Consider the following 18,190-nt stretch of genomic DNA (forward strand, 5'->3'; position numbering starts at 1 on the left):
CTCCTGCCAGCCGGGAGGGGTCACACTCCCTCCCCAAAAATCTCATCCACCATCGCCGTTGCCAGCCGCGTTGCCGAACAGAGTCTCGGCATACCCAGCGCCACGTTTTGCCAGCTCTGCGTAATAGTCCAGCATATCGGGTGACGATCCGCATCGCACCAGTCCCCCAGCCAGCCCAGCATATCTTTATAGTCCATCAGGCCCGGCGTGGTAGGGGTCGTGAGCCACTGATGATAGAAGTGGCGCGTAGCGGGCGAGGCGTTGATCCCCTGAGCGAGAAAACCGGCCGCCATCACCCGGAGATTGTCCTTCAGCAGCGAGGAGGCCTCCGGGCTGGTCAGGCGACAGGCATCACCGAAGGCACCCCAGCGCAGCTCCTCAAGAGCGATATAGCAGCGTCCAGCCATAGACCAGCCGTTGTACTTGCCAGCACGCCAGCGGGTAAAAATCTGTTCACTGTGCAGGCCAGCCTGCACCATCAGGCCGCGCTGGGTTAAGGCTTTCTCTTTCCAGGCGGCACGCTGGCTGAAGTGCTTATGCAGCTCGCTAATCTGCTCAGGCAAGGTGGCGGACGCGGCAGGCCGGCGCTCGGCATTGTGCTGCAGTACGGCCAACCGCTGGGTAATACGCGAGAGCGCAAGCTGGCCTGGATCGAACATGCTCGCCAGCTTCTCGGCCAGGCCAAGGCGCAGGGCATCGCTCTCATTGAAGACGCCGGACATCGCCCACGGGCGCAGCTGCGTCTGGTTCATGATCTCCTGGGTCAGGCGGTCGCGTAGCAGCTGCTGCTGCGGCACGATCTGGGCCTGGCGGGGAGCATCAATGCCCAGCACCAGATCGACGATAAACTTCGGATGGATACACTCCAGCGTGCTCCCGGGTCCGTCCAGTAGTCGATTTTTCATGGTTACTCTGCCGCGAATAGGGTTTGAATATCATCGCGTAACAGGCGGGCATCCTCATGGATCCATTTCGCTGTCGTCATGCCCTGCTTCAGGTGCTGACGAAGCGCCATTACCGATGACTCGTTCTGCTGGCGGATCGCCAGACTGTCACGCAGGCTCTCCTGAAGCCCGGAAAGACTTAGCGAAAATTCGGCAAAGAAGGTGGCCATCCCCGCCGTAACTGAAACATCGACCTGTGCCGCTAAAGCTTTACGAATTTGTGCACAAAAATGCGCAACATGGGCGATCAGATTCTTATGCAACAGTGACACATCGATAACATAACGCGTGCGGGTCACGACGTAGTCATTCCACCCCCAGCCGGGGTTGTTGAGCCAGCGAGACATCGACTCGCGTACGCCGCCGACGCGCGACTGCCCGACCGGCAGATCCTCCGAGGCGATGGCGTCGACAAAGAGCTGACGGGTATTAAAGTTCAGGGTGCTGGCCTGAAACGCAGGCAGGCTAATACGCGCCCGGAACCCGGTATGGCTTAGCTCCTCTTTAATGCGCGTTTCGATAGGACGCATGGCGTCATGCAGGGAGCGGGTAAGGGTATTCTCCAGCTGATCGAAACGCAGCGCCAGTTCGCGGCCGATCTTCTCTTGCGCCGCCAGCAGTATCACTTCACAGGCGGAGCGGATCTTGCTCAGCACGATCTGCGCCTGGCCCTCATCCTCCAACACCAGCTTGCCTGGACCAAACTCTTCATCCTGCTGCAGGCTGGCAAAGCTCAGGTTGGCCATCTCCGCCAGCGTGCCATCCTTGAAATAGCTGTCGATAGCGTTGACGATATTTGCCTGCTGGCCGTTGATGAAGACGTCCGCCGCTGCCAGCGCCTCGTCAACCTCATGATTGACCTCATCGCTGACCCGCTCCTGGCAGCTTTTCAGCAGGGTCATGTCCTCCTCGAGGCGTGCGATATTGTGCTCAAGCTTCTCAAACGCCACGGTCAGGCTCTGATAGCGGAACTCCAGATACTCGCTGGCGCTGTGGGAGTAGTTTAAGAGCTTATGGGATGCTGAACGCAGAGCGTAGAGCGAGGCGTTAGCATGGGCGGCATGGAGCAGGTTGCGGATCGGCTGCTCAAAGAGTGAATCCTCCCACAGCAGCTCCGCAGCATGATGGATGTGAGCAATATCATCGAGATCTGCCAGCCGCCAGCGACGGCCCAGCGCCTCTTCGGCGAAGTCCTGTACCCACGGCTGCTCATTGGGATCGGGAAGCTTGCCGCGCAGGTTTAATTCGTGGCGGGCACGGTTCGCCAGATAGCCCCACATCGAGGAGACCGGAAAGATCTGCCCTGGATTAATATTGCCCTTCATCAGCGTTCCGGCGATCAGCGCCCGCACCTGCTCTTCGTCGTCGCTGTTACGATCTTTTTGATCGAACTTATTCACCAGCGCATAGAGCGGCACCGACTTGCCTACTGCAGCGATCGCCTGGCGCACCTCTTCATCCGAGATAGATTTGAGCTGGGTATAGTCGAGCACCGCCAGCACCGCCGAGGCTCGCGCCAGCTGCTCGTTCAGCATCTGTTGCAGATGCGGCTGTCCGGCTTCGTTTGGCCCTGGGGTATCCAGCAGCGTCAGCTGGCCCATGTCGTTCTCCAGCCCGGCGAGATGGACAAACTCAACCTCTATCACCGGAATATGCTCAATGGCGGTATAGGCAGAGAAGGGAAAATCGACCTCCAGCGCTTTTGACAGGCGCACCAGATCGTTCAGGCTTTTCAGGCAGTGAAAAATGGGCTGTGCGCCAAGGTAGTGTTTATCGAAGGCATCGCCCTGCTGGATACGCTCCAGCAGGGTCGTCATATCCTTATCGATCTCCAGCTTCTGCGCCAGCCGCTCGCGATCAACGTTAAACAGCCGCGTCTGAAGCTGCTGCGTCAGGGCGTCTATCGGGCCGACGTGGGAGAAGTGGAGCACGGGCTCTTTCTGTCCCGGCGTATGGCGAATAAGGGTCGGCAGGGCCGTCATCGGCCGGTTACGGTTAGGCAGCACCTCGGTGCCAACAATGGCGTTAATCGTCGTCGATTTTCCCGCCTTCATCGTGCCGACAATCGCCAGCACCATCTCCAGGCGGGTAATTTTCCGCAGCTCGTTATCCAGGGTGGCGTACTGAGCCTCTGCGCCACGGGTGCTAAAATGCAACGGCAGGACGTTGGCGTTATCGCTATCCCCGGCAGACAATGCTTCATCCAGCGTTGCCATCGGCATGGCCTGCAGCGACTGGAGGTTGTGCAATGAAAGCTGTAACAGCCTCTCGGCTTCCTGGCTTAATTCGAAAATTGTCTGTGTGTGCATGATGAAAGTCTTTCCTTAACGCAAATTTTTCTTACTTTTATTTAGCCGTGCTATTTATTTAGTAAAGTTTCGGCTTTTATAATTACGTGTGGAAAATATCTAAAAAAGATAATCGCCTGATGACGCTCAGGAAAATAAATATTTTTTGTCTCAACTCATCGACAGATCTTTCGTTCCGGACCAAGAAACCAGAGCGATTAGAGAGCGTAGCGCATTTTTATGTGCAAACAGGATATATCTTCGTATATTTACCCACCTAATTTGAGGGTAATAAACTACCTTCCGTCAGAAGAGTTAGCGGGTGCCAGATGCCGTCGCGAATAACGCTTGATGCTTCATCTCACCATATATGAATTGATGAAAAGTGGCAATTTCCCCCGAAAAATATTCTAAATATCATACATAAACCTCTACCTTATGCGTCACACCGCTAGCATCGCTCACCGCTGTGCCAGGTTGTGTCAAGCCCACGCATTTTTGTCTGATTTTGCATAAAAATAATAGCACCGACAACTGTAAGGTATTAGTGTATAATCGCCCCTTTCTCGGCCTGCTGCCGAGCTTTTGCGGACCGTACGTCCGCGTTGTCAGCTCCTACGAGGATCGTACCATGTCACTTCCCCACTGCCCCAAATGCCACTCCGAGTATACCTATGAAGATAACGGCCTGCTTATCTGCCCCGAGTGCGCGTATGAGTGGAATGAAAGCGAATCCGCAGCCGAGACCGATCAATTAATCGTCAAAGATGCTAACGGCAATCTGCTGGCGGATGGCGACAGCGTCACGGTAATTAAGGATCTCAAGGTCAAGGGCAGCTCCTCAATGCTGAAGATCGGCACAAAGGTTAAAAATATTCGCCTCGTTGAAGGCGATCATAATATCGACTGCAAAATCGACGGCTTCGGTCCAATGAAGCTTAAATCAGAATTTGTTAAAAAGAATTAACTCTGGGCGACCCATTTTCAGACGCCGCTGGCGCTATCTTCATTATCCGGTCACGGTAACTTAACCTAAATGTCACACTCGGCGGCCAGGATAGGACGATTCTAACCGGAGGTCGTCCATGCAGGGTGCTCAACACCATTTTCGCCGTCTATCTAAAGCCATGAGTGAGCCGGGGGTGATTGTCACCTTCAGCCCACTTAACGATGAGTGCCAGCCGCTCGATCTCGCCAGCGTACTGCTAACGTTAACCGAGAGCAGTCGCGCCCCGCTGATCTTACAGGTTGCCAGCCTGAGCGGCGGGCGCATGCTGCGCCTGACCGGCAACGGCATTGCCGATGAGCGCATGGTTGCGCCCCAGCTGCCGGAAAGCATCGTACACGAGCTTAGCCAACGCCTGCCCCCCTTCTCGCCGGATGTGGATCTGCTCCTGACCTGCGGCGAACGTCTGATGGCTATTCCCCGCTCGACCCATGTCGAAGTGCGCTGATTAGCGCGTCTGGGCCTTGCGCAGTGCCTGGGCCAGCTGGGCGCGGGTGAAAGGTTTACGCAGCAGCTCGACGTCCGGCAGGGCCGGGTTGTCCGCCGGGCGGAGATCCTGGCCGCTGATCAGCAGCAGTGCCAGTCCAGGATAGTGTTGACGGGCAAACTGCACTACCTCTGCGCCGCTTAGCCTGCCAGGCAGCATCAGATCGCTCAGCAGAAAGTCGATATCCGGCGCGGCGGCCAGCAGCGCCAGCGCCTGCTCGCTGTTTTCCGCCTCCAGCGTCAGGTAACCGAGCTGGTGTAGCTGCTCGCATAGCGTCTGCCGTACGTCGGCCTCGTCCTCCAGCACCAGAATCAGCCGGTCGGTACTGTCGCCGTCGGGCATGGCCTCGGGCTGGTTTAAGTCGGCAGCCTGCCCCGATGCGCGTGGCAGATGCAGCCGCACCGTCGTTCCCTGCCCCGGCGCGCTCTCAATCTCTACCCGTCCGCCCGACTGGCGGATAAATCCATAGACCATCGACAGGCCCAGGCCGCTGCCGCTGCCGGTCTGCTTGGTGGTAAAGAAAGGCTCGAAGACCCGGGCTTTGACCTCCTGCGACATGCCGCAGCCGCGATCGGCCACCTCCAGGGCGACCATATCCTGACGGCGTCCGTCGCTGCGCGTCACCCGCTGGTTCCAGGTGCGGATACGGATAGCGCCGCTCCGGCCCTCCATCGCATCGCGTGCGTTCATCACCAGGTTGATCAGCGCGTTTTCCAGCTGTCCGACGTCAATCCACGCCGCCCACGCCGGGCTTTGCGCCTCAATCTCCAGCGTCAGGGTGGCCGGCAAAGAGTGACGTAGCAGCTCGCTCAGGTTCTCCAGCAGGGGCTGCATCGCCACCGCCTGCGGGTGCAGGGACTGTTTGCGCGAAAACGCCAGCAGGCGCTGGGTAAGCAACGCCCCACGTTCGGCTGCCTGTAACGCACGGCTAATGCGCGGGGCATCCGGCGAGCCGGGGCTGACCAGCTCCAGGCTACCGATAATTACCGCTAACAGGTTATTAAAGTCGTGCGCCAGCCCGCCCGTCAGCTGCCCCACCGCTTTCATCTTCTGGCTGTGCAGCAGCGCCTCCTCCAGCCCCTGCCGTTCGGTACGGTCAATCTCCATCTGGGTCGTCTTCTCCCGCAGTAGCCGGGAGGTGTGCTCCAGCGAGGCGGTATTGCGGGCAAAGACGTTAAATGCCCGCGCCAGTTCCCCCAGCTCGTCCCGCCGCTGTAACGCGGGAACGGAGACATCCTGCTCCCCCCGCGCCAGCCGGGCCATCGCCCGGGAGATGGCGGTCAGATTCGACCCCAGGTTACGGTAGATATACCAGCCTGCAAAACCGGTGATCACCAGGGCCAGTAGCGCGAAGGCGATAATAAACAGGATGATGGATTTCAGCTCGCGGTGGCTCTGATCGGTACGCTGCTGCGACACGTCCACGACGCGCTCAACGTACTGGTTGATATCGGTATTCAAAAAGGCCACCAGCGCCTTGATGTGGTACATGTACCAGCTGATCGCCAGATCGCTCTCCTCAAGCTGTAAAGAGAGCGGCCCCAGCTTGCGCAGCTCAGCGGTGAAGTCGCCCAGTATGGTGTTGATAACGGGCTGACTCGCACTTCCCGGCAGCTGCGTCACAATCGTCTCCAGCGCCGCCACCGTCGGGCGCGGCGAGGGAGTCTGGATCGCGGCGCTAATCAGGCGGTCCATCTCATCAAGCTGTCGGGGATCCGGTACGCTACCGCCGTCGCGTAGGTTGATACGCTGGAGCTGGCGCAGATAGCTCTGGTTTTGGTAGAGCGAGCTAAGTAGCGAGTTACGTTGCAGATGGCGGCGGTGGCCCCGCTCCAGCATCTGCGTTGCGCTGTGCTGTAATTCATTGCTGCGCTGAATAATGCGCGCCACCAGCTGCTGCTCGCTGTGCGCCAGCGGCGCGTGGGCCAGCTGTTCCAACGAATGTTGCAGCGCCGCCTGGGTTGCTTTTAGCCGCTCGGCCTCGCCCTGATACTCCAGCGCACCCACCACCTGCGACAGCCGGACCGCGGCCGTCGCCACGTTCGCCGTATCCCGCGCCAGGTTCATGCTACCGGTCATATCGTCCAGCGTCTGCTGCTGCACCTGCTCCTGGATCTGGCTGGCATGGCGAAACCCCAGCACCGCCGCGCCGCTGACCATCAGCGTTACCACCATCACCAGCAGGTTAAAGATGAGCAGTCGCCCGCGCGCGCTGGCGAAAAAGTGACTTCCTTGCTGCGGCATATCACGCTCCGGGAAGAAAAATCACAATATGACAAATATGAACGGCTTCTGACATTTTGCGTTTACGTTCCTGTGATGGAGTGCTGATATCGCCCACCCCGCAGGAGATCCGCCATGAGCAGGACACCGGTACTGGAAATGCGCAACATTGCCAAAGCCTTTGGCAAATTCTATGCGCTTAAGGGTGTGGATCTCACGGTCTGGCCCGGTGAGATCCATGCCCTAATGGGAGAGAACGGCGCGGGTAAAAGCACGCTGATGAAAATCCTTGCCGGGGCCTACACAGCCACCAGCGGGGAGATCCTGATCGACGGCCAGCCCTACAGTATCAAAGGCCCGAAAGATGCCCTCTCTGCCGGTATTACCTTGATCTACCAGGAGATGCAGCTCGCCCCGAACCTCACCGTTGCCGAGAACATTTTCCTTGGTAGCGAGCTATCCAGCGGCGGGCTGGTGAAACGCAAAGAGATGGTTACCCAGGCGCAAAGCGTTATTAACCGCCTCGGGGCACAGTTTAAGGCCAGCGATCTGGTGATGAAGCTGACCATTGCCGAGCAGCAGCAGGTGGAGATTGCCCGGGCGCTGCACCGCAAAAGCCGCGTGCTGGTGATGGATGAACCCACCGCCGCCCTCTCCTCCCGCGAGACCCACCGCCTGTTTGAGCTGATCCTGCGCCTGCGCGACGAGGGCATGGCAATTATCTATATCAGCCACCGCATGGCCGAGGTGTATGAGCTATCCGACCGGGTCAGCGTTCTGCGTGACGGGCAGTACGTCGGCAGCCTGATGCGCGACAAGCTGAACGCAGCCGAGCTGGTGCGCATGATGGTGGGTCGCCCGCTCAGCGACCTGTTTAACAAAGAGCGCGACATCACCCCCGGTGAAACTCGCCTCAACGTACAGAACCTCACCGACGGCGGCAAAATCCATCCTATTAGCCTGCACGTCCGCGCCGGAGAGATTGTCGGCCTCGCAGGACTGGTGGGCGCCGGCCGCTCAGAGCTGGCACAGCTGATTTTTGGCGTACGCCGTGCTACCGGCGGGGTCATTGAGATTGACGGCGAGCCGGTGGTGATCCACTCCCCGCGTACCGCGATCGATTTAGGCATTGGCTTTCTCACCGAGAACCGCAAAGAGCAAGGGCTATTTCTTGAGCTGGCCGCCGCCGAAAATATCACTATGGCGACGCTGGAGCGTGATGCGAACTACGGCATGTTGGATCGCAAAAAGGCGCAGGCCATCTCCGACGATGCTATTCAGCTACTGCAGATCCGCGTTCCTCACGCCCAGGTCCGGGCGGGGGGCCTCTCAGGTGGCAATCAGCAGAAGCTGCTGATCTCCCGCTGGGTTGCTATCAATCCGCGCATTCTGATCCTCGACGAGCCGACGCGTGGCGTGGACGTCGGGGCGAAAAGCGAGATCTACCGCATCATGAACCAGATGGCGCACAAAGGCGTGGCGATCCTGATGATCTCCAGCGAGCTGCCGGAGGTGGTCGGCATGAGCGACCGCGTCTACGTGATGCATGAAGGCACCATCGCTGGCGAGCTGCACGGAGACGACATCACCCAGGAAAATATAATGACGCTGGCAACCGGCGTAGATGAGGCGGTACACCATGGCTAAAAAAGAGACCTTAGCACCTACCCCGCAGCAGGTGGCAAAATCCGCATCGGCGAAGAAGATGCTGATGGGCGATCTGATGCAAACGGTCGGGATCCTGCCGATCCTGATCCTTATCGTCGCCGTCTTTGGCTTTATCGCGCCGAACTTCTTTACCGAAAGCAACCTGCTCAATATTACCCGCCAGGCGTCGATTAATATCGTGCTGGCGGCGGGCATGACCTTCATCATCTTAACCGGCGGCATTGACCTGTCGGTTGGCTCAATCCTGGGCACTACCGCCGTGGCGGCAATGGTGGTCTCGCTGATCCCGGAGCTGTCGATGCTGTCGATCCCGGCGGCGCTGATGCTCGGCCTGGTGCTGGGGCTGTTTAACGGTGCGCTGGTGGCCTTTGCCGGGCTGCCGCCGTTTATTGTCACCCTCGGGACCTATACCGCCCTGCGCGGCGCGGCCTACCTGCTGGCGGACGGCACCACGGTGATCAACTCCAGTATTAGCTTTGAGTGGATCGGCAATAACTACCTCGGGCCGATCCCGTGGCTGGTGGTCATCGCCCTGGCGGTCATCGCGATCTGCTGGTTTATCCTGCGCCGCACCACCCTCGGGGTTCATATCTACGCCGTCGGCGGCAACATGCAGGCGGCACGTCTGACCGGGATTAAAGTGTGGCTGGTGCTGCTCTTCGTCTACGGTATGAGCGGCCTGCTCTCCGGTCTCGGCGGGGTAATGAGCGCCTCGCGCCTCTACAGCGCCAACGGCAACCTCGGCACCGGCTACGAGCTGGACGCCATCGCGGCGGTGATCCTCGGCGGTACCAGCTTTGTCGGCGGCATCGGCACCATCACCGGTACGCTGGTGGGGGCGCTGATTATCGCCACCCTCAACAACGGCATGACGCTGATGGGCGTCTCCTACTTCTGGCAGCTGGTGATCAAAGGGGCGGTGATCATCATTGCGGTGCTAATCGATAAATACCGTACCCGTCACCATCAAAGTGCATAACAACAATACCCTACACATAAGGAACAGAATATGCGTTTGAAACCCTTAGTCACCGCGCTCTGTGCTGGCGCACTGCTTGTCGCAACGCCGTTTGCCCAGGCCAAAGATCTGAAGTCCATCGGCGTGACGGTGGGCGACCTGGCGAACCCGTTCTTTGTCCAGATCACCAAGGGCGCAGAGCTGGAGGCCCGCAAGCTGGCCGGAGATAACGTGAAGGTTACCCTGGTCTCCAGCGGCTACGATCTCGGCCAGCAGGTCTCGCAGATCGATAACTTTATTGCCGCGAAAGTGGACATGATTATTCTCAACGCCGCAGACTCCAAAGGCATCGGCCCGGCGGTGAAGCGCGCCAAAGACGCCGGGATCGTGGTGGTGGCGGTTGACGTAGCGGCCGAGGGCGCCGATGCGACCATTACCTCCGATAATACCCAGGCGGGTGAGATTGCCTGTAAGTACATCACCGATCGCCTGAAAGGCAAAGGTGACGTGGTGATCATTAACGGGCCGCCGGTCTCTGCGGTGCAGAACCGCGTAGAGGGCTGCCAGACCGAATTCAAGCGCCACCCTGGCATCAAGGTGCTCTCATGGAACCAGAACGCTAAAGGCAGCCGCGAAGGTGGCCTGGAAGTCATGACCTCCCTGCTGGCGGCGAATCCGAAGATCGACGGTGTCTTTGCGATTAACGATCCTACCGCGATCGGAGCCGATCTGGCGGCGAAGCAGGCCCAGCGTAGCGAGTTCTTTATCGTTGGCGTAGATGGCTCGCCTGACGGGGAAGAGGCGCTGAAGCGTGAGAATTCGCTGTTTGTGGCGACCCCGGCGCAGGATCCGCAGGTTATGGCGGCGAAGGCGGTGGAGATTGGCTATGACATCCTACAGGGCAAGCCTGCCCCGAAAGAGCCGGTGCTGATCCCGGTCACAATGATCGATAAGCAGAGCGTGGCAAACTACAAGGGCTGGACGGTTAAATAACGTAAATGCCGGGTGGCGCACCGCCTACCCGGCCTACGGTTCTGGAGGGCCTGTAATATGAAACGCTCCGCGATTAACGAAATCCTTGGCCACACGCGGCAATTTTTCTCCATGCACGACGTGCACCTGCCGGCGTTTGCCAGCTTTGCCCCATCCAGATGGCGACAGCTGCCCGCCGATGCCTGGCAGGAGGTATTCGATCTCCGGCTGGGCTGGGACGTCACCGCCTTTGGCGGAACGAACTTTGCGGCGCAGGGGCTGACGCTCTTTACCCTGCGTAACGGCTCCCCCAGCGGGTCGCCCTGGCCCAAATGCTATGCGGAGAAGATCATGCACGTCCGCGACGGCCAACTGACCCCGATGCATCTTCACTGGCTTAAGCGCGAGGACATCATTAACCGCGGCGGCGGTAACCTGATTATCGAGCTGTGGAACTCAGGGGCCGACGAGCAAACCGAGCATAGCGACGTGACGGTAGCCATTGACGGCTGTTTGCAAACCCATATGGCAGGCAGCCAGCTGCGCCTGTCGCCCGGAGAGAGCATCTGCCTGCCGCCGAGGCTGTATCACAGCTTCTGGGGAGAGCACGGCTTTGGCGACGTGCTGGTGGGCGAGGTCTCCTCCGTCAATGACGATGACAATGACAACCACTTCCTGCAGCCGCGCGATCGCTATAACAGCATTGAAGAAGATGAGCCGGCCCAGCTGGTGCTCTGTAACGAATACTCTCTGTTTCTTCACCCGGTTCCCTAACCAAGGAGGCTGTAATGCCGCTGATCTCTCTCGCCGATGGTTTGAAACATGCCCGCGTGCACCAGTATGCGCTGGGTGCCTTTAACGTGCTGGATACCCACTTCCTGCGGGCGCTGTTTGCCGCCGCACAGCAGCAGCGCTCGCCGTTTATCATCAATATTGCCGAAGTGCACTTTAAATATCTTTCGCTGGATACGCTGGTAGAGGCGGTAAAATATGAAGCCGCCCGGCACGATATTCCGGTGGTGCTTAATCTCGATCACGGTCTGCACTTTGAGGCAGTGGTCCAGGCGCTGCGCCTCGGTTTTACCTCCGTAATGTTTGACGGCTCGACGCTGGATTATGAAGAGAACGTGCGTCAGACGCGGGAGGTGGTGAAGATGTGCCATGCGGTGGGCGTCTCGGTCGAGGGTGAGCTGGGTGCGGTAGGCGGTGACGAAGGCGGAGCGCTGTATGGCCATGCCGACGAGGCGTTCTTTACCGATCCGGCCAAGGCGCGGGACTTTGTCGACCGAACCGGCATCGATGCGCTAGCCGTGGCGATCGGTAACTCTCATGGCAAATACAAAGGTGAGCCAAAGCTCGACTTTGCGCGCCTGGAGGCCATTCGCCAGCAGACCGGCCTGCCGCTGGTGCTGCACGGCGGCTCCGGCATCAGCGACGCGGACTTCCGCCGCGCCATTAGCCTTGGCATCCATAAAATTAACTTCTACACCGGCATGTCCCAGGCTGCGCTGGCGGCGGTAGACAGAAGCATGACCGCGCGGGATGAGATTTATGACGAGTTCGCCGAGCTGATGCTTAGCATCGAACAGGCGATCACCGACATTGTTGCCGAGCAGATGCGCGTCTTCGGCAGCGAGGGGAAAATCTGATGGCACGCAAAGGCATCATCGCGGCGGGTAATATGCTGGTGGATCACGTCCACCAGATCGTGCAGTGGCCGGAGCGCGGCTGGCTGGCGGAGATTGTCCACAGCGAGCGCTCCACGGGCGGCGCGCCGCTGAACGTTCTGCTGACGCTGGCGAAGATGCGCACCGGCCTGCCGCTGCAGGCCGTGGGGCTGGTGGGCGAGGATAATGACGGCGACTACATCATGGCGATGCTGGAGCAGTATCACGTCAACCGCCAGCATGTGCAGCGCACCACCTTCGCTCCCACCTCCATGTCGCAGGTAATGACCGATCCCAGCGGCCAGCGCACCTTTTTTCACTCTCCCGGCGCGAACCGCCTGCTGGATCTGCCTGCCTTCGATCGTCTCGACGGTAATATGAAAATTTTCCATCTCGGCTATCTGCTGCTGCTGGATAGCCTGGATATGCCGGACGACGAATTTGGCACGCGCAGCGCCCGACTGCTGGCCCAGATGCATAACCTCGGCTTTGAAACCTCGCTGGATCTGGTGTCGCGTAAAGGCGATCCTCGTTATCGTCCGCTGGTTAACCCGGCTCTGAAGCATCTGGACTATCTGGTGATCAACGAGCTGGAGGCAGGTGAATTCAGCGAGCTGGCGATCCGCCACGAAAACGGCGAGCCGCATATCGAGCATATCGCCCAGGCAGCGGCCCAGCTGCTGGCCGCAGGCGTGAAGCAGCGGGTGGTGATCCACTGCCCTGAAGGTGCCTGGGGGCAAACGCCGCAGGAGCCGGGGTTCTGGCTCCCCTCCTGGCACCTTGCACAGGAGGAGATTGTCGGTAGCGTGGGGGCGGGAGATGCGTTCTGCGCCGGGTTCCTCTACGGCTGCCATGAAGCCTGGTCGTTAATAGAGAGTATTCAGCTCGCCCACGTCTGCGCCCGGGCCAGCCTGCTTGCCGCTAACGCCATCGACGGAGCGAAAAGCCTGGACGAGCATCGGGCGTTTATCCGCGATAACGCTCAGGCCGCGATTTCGTTATGAACCACGTCGGCGGCAAAAACGTAGCCCAGTCCACGGATGGTTTTAATCAGTACGGGCTGGTGCGGGTTCAGCTCGATTTTACGCCGCAGCCGCATAATCAACACGTCGATAGTGCGGTCAAACACATCCATGCTCTCGCTATGGGTAAGCGCCAGCAGCTGCTCGCGGTTCAGCACCCGGCGCGCATTCTGCGCCAGCGCCAACAGCAGGCCATACTCGCCCTGGGTGAGGGGCGTTAGCTGGCCGTGTGGGTCGTGCAGCTCACAGCGGGTGGTGTTCAGGCTCCAGCCATTAAACGCCATATCCGCCCCTTTCGGTACCGGAACGTCTGCCGCCAGCGCACCGGTGCGCCGCAGCACCGCCTTCAGGCGGGCCACTACCACCCGTGGGTTAAAGGGTTTAGCGATGTAGTCGTCAGCTCCCATCTCAAGGCCGACCACCACATCCGACTCGCTGCCCAGCCCGGTGAGCATCACCACCGGCAGCGCCGGACGCACTCTTTGCAGCTGCTGCAGCACCATCAGCCCGTTGGTATCCGGTAGCACCATATCCAGCAGCACCAGCGCTATTTCAGGTTGCTCAGCGGCAAGCGTCAGCGCCTCCCGGCCGCTATGGCAGACGTGCACGGCAAAGACATGCTCGTTAAGCACGTCCTGCAAGAGTTCGCAGACTGCCGCATCATCATCCACTACCAGAATTGCCGGTTTCATCATCTACGCTCGCCCGAGAGACATGCCCTAAGTGTTAGCCATTCTGGTAAGAATCGGCAGCAAATCACACTGCGACGTGCTGGATCTTTAACCGCTGTCACACCCCTTCACCTTTCGACACGTCAAATATGTCGATGATCTGTTTTTCGTCAGGGTCTTAACCAAAATTCGCCCGTAATATCCGGTAATGCCCACGGTAACGACATGGCATGCAAGATGCATAGTGAGGCCAGGAGCGCATGTGCGCGCTGTGTTTAACTGGAGCAGAAGCGATGAAAAAAGTCGTCACGGTTTGCCCGTACTGCGCCTCAGGTTGCAAAATCAACCTCGTGGTGGATAACGGTAAAATCGTTCGCGCGGAGGCGGCACAGGGGAAAACCAATCAGGGAACCCTGTGCCTGAAAGGCTACTATGGCTGGGATTTTATCAACGATACCCAGATCCTCACCCCGCGCCTTAAAACCCCAATGATCCGTCGCCAGCGCGGCGGCAAACTGGAGGCGGTCTCCTGGGACGAAGCGCTGACCTACGTTGCCGACCGCCTGAGCGCGATCAAAGAGAAGTATGGCCCGGACGCGATCCAGACCACCGGCTCGTCACGCGGCACCGGCAATGAAACCAACTATGTGATGCAGAAATTTGCACGCGCCGTTATTGGCACCAATAACGTCGACTGCTGCGCACGCGTTTGACACGGCCCCTCGGTTGCAGGTCTGCACCAGTCGGTCGGCAATGGCGCAATGAGCAATGCCATCACGGAAATTGATAACACGGATTTAGTCTTTGTCTTTGGCTATAACCCGGCAGATTCCCACCCTATCGTCGCCAATCATGTGATCCGTGCGAAGCGTAACGGGGCGAAAATTATTGTCTGCGATCCGCGCAAAATCGAGACTGCGCGCATTGCCGACATGCACCTTGCGTTGAGGAACGGCTCGAACATTGCCCTGCTCAATGCTCTGGGGCATGTCATCGTTGAAGAGAAACTCTACGACGCGGCGTTTGTGGCGAACCGCACCCAGGGCTTTGACGAGTACTGCAAAATTGTTGAAGGCTACACGCCGGAGTCCGTTGAGGATATCACTGGCGTCAGCGCCCAGGCGATCCGCCAGGCGGCGCGGCTCTATGCCGGGGCAAAAACGGCCACCATTCTGTGGGGCATGGGCGTGACCCAGTTCTATCAGGGGGTAGAGACGGTGCGTTCCCTCACCAGCCTGGCGATGCTCACCGGCAACCTGGGCAAGGCGCACGTCGGCGTCAATCCGGTACGCGGGCAGAACAACGTGCAGGGCGCGTGTGATATGGGCGCGCTGCCGGACACCTATCCAGGCTACCAGTACGTAAGCGATCCGGCGAATCGGGAGAAATTCGCCCGCGCCTGGGGCGTAGAGAGCCTGCCGGCCCATACCGGCTACCGCATCAGCGAGCTGCCGCACCGGGCGGCGCATGGCGAAGTGCGTGCCGCCTATATTATGGGTGAGGATCCGCTCCAGACCGATGCCGAGCTTTCAGCGGTGCGTAAAGGGTTTGAGGATCTTGAGCTGGTTATCGTACAGGATATCTTTATGACCAAAACCGCGGCGGCGGCGGATGTGATTTTACCGTCAACATCGTGGGGTGAGCATGAGGGCGTCTATACGGCAGCGGATCGCGGCTTCCAGCGCTTCTTTAAAGCAGTAGAGCCGCAGTGGAATCTGAAAACCGACTGGCAGATTATCAGCGAGATCGCCACGCGAATGGGTTACCCGATGCACTACAACAGTACCCAGGAGATTTGGGATGAGCTGCGCCATCTCTGTCCGGACTTCTACGGGGCGACCTACGAGAAGATGGGCGAGCTGGGCTATATTCAATGGCCCTGCCGTGACGCTTCCGAGGCCGACCAGGGAACGTCATACCTCTTTAAAGAGAAGTTTGATACCGACACCGGACTGGCGAAGTTCTTTACCTGCGACTGGGTGGCCCCCATTGATAAGCTCACCGACGACTACCCGATGGTGCTCTCTACGGTGCGCGAGGTGGGTCACTACTCCTGCCGCTCAATGACCGGCAACTGTGCGGCGCTGGCCGCGCTGGCCGATGAGCCGGGCTATGCGCAGATCAACACCGCCGACGCCGCCCGGTTGGGCATCGAGGATGAAGCACTGGTGTGGGTTAACTCGCGCAAAGGGCGAATTATCACCCGGGCACAGGTCAGCGATCGTCCTAATAAAGGGGCGGTTTATATGACCTATCAGTGGTGGATTGGGGCCTGCAACGAGCTGGTGACGGAGAACCTGAGTCCGATAACTAAAACGCCGGAGTATAAGTATTGCGCCGTACGCGTCGAGGCGATTGACGATCAGCAGGCCGCCGAGCGGTACGTCATCGACGAATATAATAAGCTTAAATCCCGACTGCGGGAGAGTGCGTTAGGCTAAAATAGCTGTACTAATCAATAACGGCCTCGAGTAAGAGGCCGCTATTACAGGCCAATTATATTCATTCAATTAATTATTAATAGCGCAGTGTGAACGACATCGCAGACGAATGTAATTACCTCAATGGAATTACATTGCTATTTCTCTTTTCTTTTAACCTGAAGGCGATATCATTATCGACGGGTGCTTAAGGCTTTCTGTCTTAAGCACGCTCAGTGTTATTCCGAACAACCTTGAGAGTGTGGCGGACAGAGAGTTGAAGGCCCCGGGCAATGTTTCCATTAACTCGGGGCTACTCTCAAACAAAACCCTAGCAGGTTGAGAGTAGCCTCTTACCCTTTTTTTTGCAAGGAGTAAAAGGCATGACGCCATTGCTTAGTATTCCGCTATTTTAATGCCCGGCGGCGCAGGCTTGCCGGGCCTACAATATATATGCAAGCCTGATAAACCTGGCATCATTTAATAAATGTATGCCATCATCAAAAAATAATAAAAAACCCGCCGAAGCGGGTTTTTTTAGCAATACATGACCACTACTGATTGGCGGTGGTTTTAAATTTACCCAGCGTTTCACGCTCGTAGGCCAGCGCTTTTTGGCTGTCGAACTTGCGTTCCCACTTGGCGATCACCAGCACTGCCAGCGCGTTACCTACCACGTTCAGCGCGGTGCGCGCCATATCGAGGATACGGTCAACGCCTGCGATAAACGCCAGCCCTTCCAGCGGAATGCCAACGCTACCCAGCGTTGCCAGCAGTACCACAAACGACACGCCCGGTACGCCAGCGATGCCTTTCGAGGTCACCATCAGCGTCAGCACCAGGATGATCTCCTGGCCAAGAGAGAGGTCAATGCCGTAAAGCTGGGCGATAAAGATAGCGGCGATGCTCTGGTAGAGCGTGGAGCCATCGAGGTTAAAGGAGTAGCCGGTTGGCACCACGAAGCTGGTGATGGACGCCGGTGCACCGTAGGCCTCCATCTTCTCAATAATACGCGGCAGTACGCTCTCAGAGCTGGCGGTTGAGTAGGCCAGAATCAGCTCGTCTTTCAGGATGCGGATCAGCGTCCAGATGCTCAGTTTGCACATCCGCGCCACTGCGCCCAGCACCACTAGGGCAAAGAACAGGATTGCCATGTAGACCAGGATCACCAGCTTGGCGAGCGGCCACAGTGAGGCGAAACCGAAGTTGGCTACCGTCACCGAGATCAGGGCAAACACACCTACCGGCGCGTAGCGCATCACCATGTGGGTAACTTTAAACATGGTCTCTGAAATAGAGCGGAATACGGTCACCAGCGGATCGCGGTGCGCGGCAGGCAGGGACGACAGTCCAAGGCCAAACAGCACCGAGAAGAAGATGATCGGCAGCATATCGCCCTTCGCCATCGAAGAGATGATATTGGTCGGAACCAGCGAGAGGATGGTGCCCATCAGCCCGTGGGCATGACTCTGCACTTCCGCCGTGGTGCTCTGATATTTTGAAATATCCACCGTCGCCAGCTGCGTCATATCGATGCCCGCCCCCGGCTGGAACACGTTAGCCAGCGTGATACCCAGCACGATGGCAACGGTAGTGATGATTTCAAAATAGAGAATGGTTTTGACACCGATACGGCCAAGCTGCTTCGCGTCGCCCACGCCTGCAATACCCACAACCAGCGTGGAGATGACAATCGGAACCACGATCATCTTGATCAGATGGATAAAGATATCGCCCGCCGGTGAGAGCAGGTTTGCAATCAGCCACTCACGGCTATCGCTTTGGTAATGCAAGTAACTACCCAGCAGAATACCCAGCACAAGGGCCAGCAAAATTTGCCAGGCCAGGCTGACTTTCAAATTTT

At 58.3% G+C, this 18,190-nt stretch carries 14 protein-coding genes; 9 read left to right on the forward strand and 5 right to left on the reverse strand.

The window, feature by feature from the left end; all coding sequences use genetic code 11:
• Positions 1-20 precede the first annotated feature (20 nt).
• Together RTM13_RS19135 and crfC are read right to left on the reverse strand one after the other, a co-directional pair.
• On the reverse strand, positions 21-905 hold the full coding sequence (locus RTM13_RS19135) for a diguanylate cyclase regulator RdcB family protein (RefSeq protein WP_312214239.1): 885 nt from the start codon (positions 903-905) through the stop codon (positions 21-23).
• Between the two features lie 2 nt (positions 906-907).
• Positions 908-3,253, reverse strand: a complete 2,346-nt coding sequence (gene crfC / locus RTM13_RS19140; RefSeq protein WP_312214241.1) for a clamp-binding protein CrfC — start codon at positions 3,251-3,253, stop codon at positions 908-910.
• A 610-nt stretch (positions 3,254-3,863) separates the two neighbouring features.
• Between crfC and RTM13_RS19145 the strand changes: the two genes are divergently transcribed.
• Positions 3,864-4,199, forward strand: a complete 336-nt coding sequence (locus RTM13_RS19145; RefSeq protein ID WP_312214243.1) for a zinc ribbon domain-containing protein YjdM — start codon at positions 3,864-3,866, stop codon at positions 4,197-4,199.
• A 118-nt stretch (positions 4,200-4,317) separates the two neighbouring features.
• Complete coding sequence (locus RTM13_RS19150) at positions 4,318-4,686, forward strand: phosphonate C-P lyase system protein PhnH (protein ID WP_312214245.1); 369 nt, start codon at positions 4,318-4,320, stop codon at positions 4,684-4,686.
• Here RTM13_RS19150 and RTM13_RS19155 read toward each other — a convergent pair whose 3' ends face one another.
• The gene (locus RTM13_RS19155) at positions 4,687-6,969 is read right to left on the reverse strand and encodes an ATP-binding protein (protein ID WP_312214247.1); all 2,283 of its coding nucleotides are present in this window, start codon (positions 6,967-6,969) and stop codon (positions 4,687-4,689) included. It abuts the gene before it with no gap.
• A 114-nt stretch (positions 6,970-7,083) separates the two neighbouring features.
• Between RTM13_RS19155 and RTM13_RS19160 the strand changes: the two genes are divergently transcribed.
• Genes RTM13_RS19160 through RTM13_RS19185 form a run of 6 tightly spaced genes read left to right on the forward strand, consistent with a single transcriptional unit; the run spans position 7,084 to position 13,217 of the window.
• On the forward strand, positions 7,084-8,595 hold the full coding sequence (locus RTM13_RS19160) for a sugar ABC transporter ATP-binding protein (RefSeq protein WP_312214249.1): 1,512 nt from the start codon (positions 7,084-7,086) through the stop codon (positions 8,593-8,595).
• Complete coding sequence (locus RTM13_RS19165) at positions 8,588-9,595, forward strand: ABC transporter permease subunit (protein ID WP_312214251.1); 1,008 nt, start codon at positions 8,588-8,590, stop codon at positions 9,593-9,595. The genes RTM13_RS19160 and RTM13_RS19165 overlap by 8 nt, the downstream gene beginning before the upstream one ends.
• A gap of 30 nt (positions 9,596-9,625) precedes the next feature.
• A complete protein-coding gene (locus RTM13_RS19170; RefSeq protein ID WP_312214253.1) occupies positions 9,626-10,567 on the forward strand; it encodes an ABC transporter substrate-binding protein in 942 nt (313 codons plus the stop codon).
• Between the two features lie 57 nt (positions 10,568-10,624).
• Positions 10,625-11,320: a D-lyxose/D-mannose family sugar isomerase gene (locus tag RTM13_RS19175; protein ID WP_312214255.1), complete on the forward strand. Its 696-nt coding sequence runs from the start codon at positions 10,625-10,627 to the stop codon at positions 11,318-11,320.
• A 14-nt stretch (positions 11,321-11,334) separates the two neighbouring features.
• The gene (locus RTM13_RS19180; RefSeq protein WP_312214257.1) at positions 11,335-12,195 is read left to right on the forward strand and encodes a ketose 1,6-bisphosphate aldolase; all 861 of its coding nucleotides are present in this window, start codon (positions 11,335-11,337) and stop codon (positions 12,193-12,195) included.
• Positions 12,192-13,217 (forward strand): carbohydrate kinase family protein, encoded by a 1,026-nt coding sequence (locus RTM13_RS19185; protein ID WP_312214263.1) that lies wholly within the window; start codon positions 12,192-12,194, stop codon positions 13,215-13,217. Before RTM13_RS19180 ends, RTM13_RS19185 begins: the two co-directional genes overlap by 4 nt.
• On the opposite strand, the gene RTM13_RS19190 is transcribed toward RTM13_RS19185, so the two are convergent.
• Positions 13,196-13,927 (reverse strand): response regulator transcription factor, encoded by a 732-nt coding sequence (locus tag RTM13_RS19190; protein WP_312214264.1) that lies wholly within the window; start codon positions 13,925-13,927, stop codon positions 13,196-13,198. The genes RTM13_RS19185 and RTM13_RS19190 overlap by 22 nt on opposite strands.
• A 272-nt stretch (positions 13,928-14,199) precedes the next feature.
• Between RTM13_RS19190 and fdhF the strand changes: the two genes are divergently transcribed.
• On the forward strand, positions 14,200-16,347 hold the full coding sequence (fdhF, locus tag RTM13_RS19195; protein ID WP_312214259.1) for a formate dehydrogenase subunit alpha: 2,148 nt from the start codon (positions 14,200-14,202) through the stop codon (positions 16,345-16,347).
• 533 nt (positions 16,348-16,880) lie between these two features.
• Here fdhF and gltP read toward each other — a convergent pair.
• A partial coding sequence (gene gltP / locus RTM13_RS19200; protein ID WP_312214261.1) for a glutamate/aspartate:proton symporter GltP occupies positions 16,881-18,190 on the reverse strand: 1,310 nt, incomplete at its 5' end.

The organism is Pseudescherichia sp. (genome assembly GCF_031979925.1).
Classification (GTDB): domain Bacteria; phylum Pseudomonadota; class Gammaproteobacteria; order Enterobacterales; family Enterobacteriaceae; genus Pseudescherichia.

Bases quoted from the DNA above. Each gene is read 5' to 3' on its own strand.
- RTM13_RS19150 (WP_312214245.1), top strand. From the start codon at position 4,318: ATGCAGGGTGCTCAACACCATTTTCGCCGTCTATCTAAAGCCATGAGT.
- RTM13_RS19145 (WP_312214243.1), top strand. From the start codon at position 3,864: ATGTCACTTCCCCACTGCCCCAAATGCCACTCCGAGTATACCTATGAA.
- RTM13_RS19165 (WP_312214251.1), top strand. From the start codon at position 8,588: ATGGCTAAAAAAGAGACCTTAGCACCTACCCCGCAGCAGGTGGCAAAA.
- RTM13_RS19160 (WP_312214249.1), top strand. From the start codon at position 7,084: ATGAGCAGGACACCGGTACTGGAAATGCGCAACATTGCCAAAGCCTTT.
- crfC (WP_312214241.1), bottom strand. From the start codon at position 3,253: ATGCACACACAGACAATTTTCGAATTAAGCCAGGAAGCCGAGAGGCTG.
- RTM13_RS19180 (WP_312214257.1), top strand. From the start codon at position 11,335: ATGCCGCTGATCTCTCTCGCCGATGGTTTGAAACATGCCCGCGTGCAC.
- RTM13_RS19170 (WP_312214253.1), top strand. From the start codon at position 9,626: ATGCGTTTGAAACCCTTAGTCACCGCGCTCTGTGCTGGCGCACTGCTT.
- RTM13_RS19190 (WP_312214264.1), bottom strand. From the start codon at position 13,927: ATGAAACCGGCAATTCTGGTAGTGGATGATGATGCGGCAGTCTGCGAA.
- RTM13_RS19155 (WP_312214247.1), bottom strand. From the start codon at position 6,969: ATGCCGCAGCAAGGAAGTCACTTTTTCGCCAGCGCGCGCGGGCGACTG.
- RTM13_RS19135 (WP_312214239.1), bottom strand. From the start codon at position 905: ATGAAAAATCGACTACTGGACGGACCCGGGAGCACGCTGGAGTGTATC.
- RTM13_RS19175 (WP_312214255.1), top strand. From the start codon at position 10,625: ATGAAACGCTCCGCGATTAACGAAATCCTTGGCCACACGCGGCAATTT.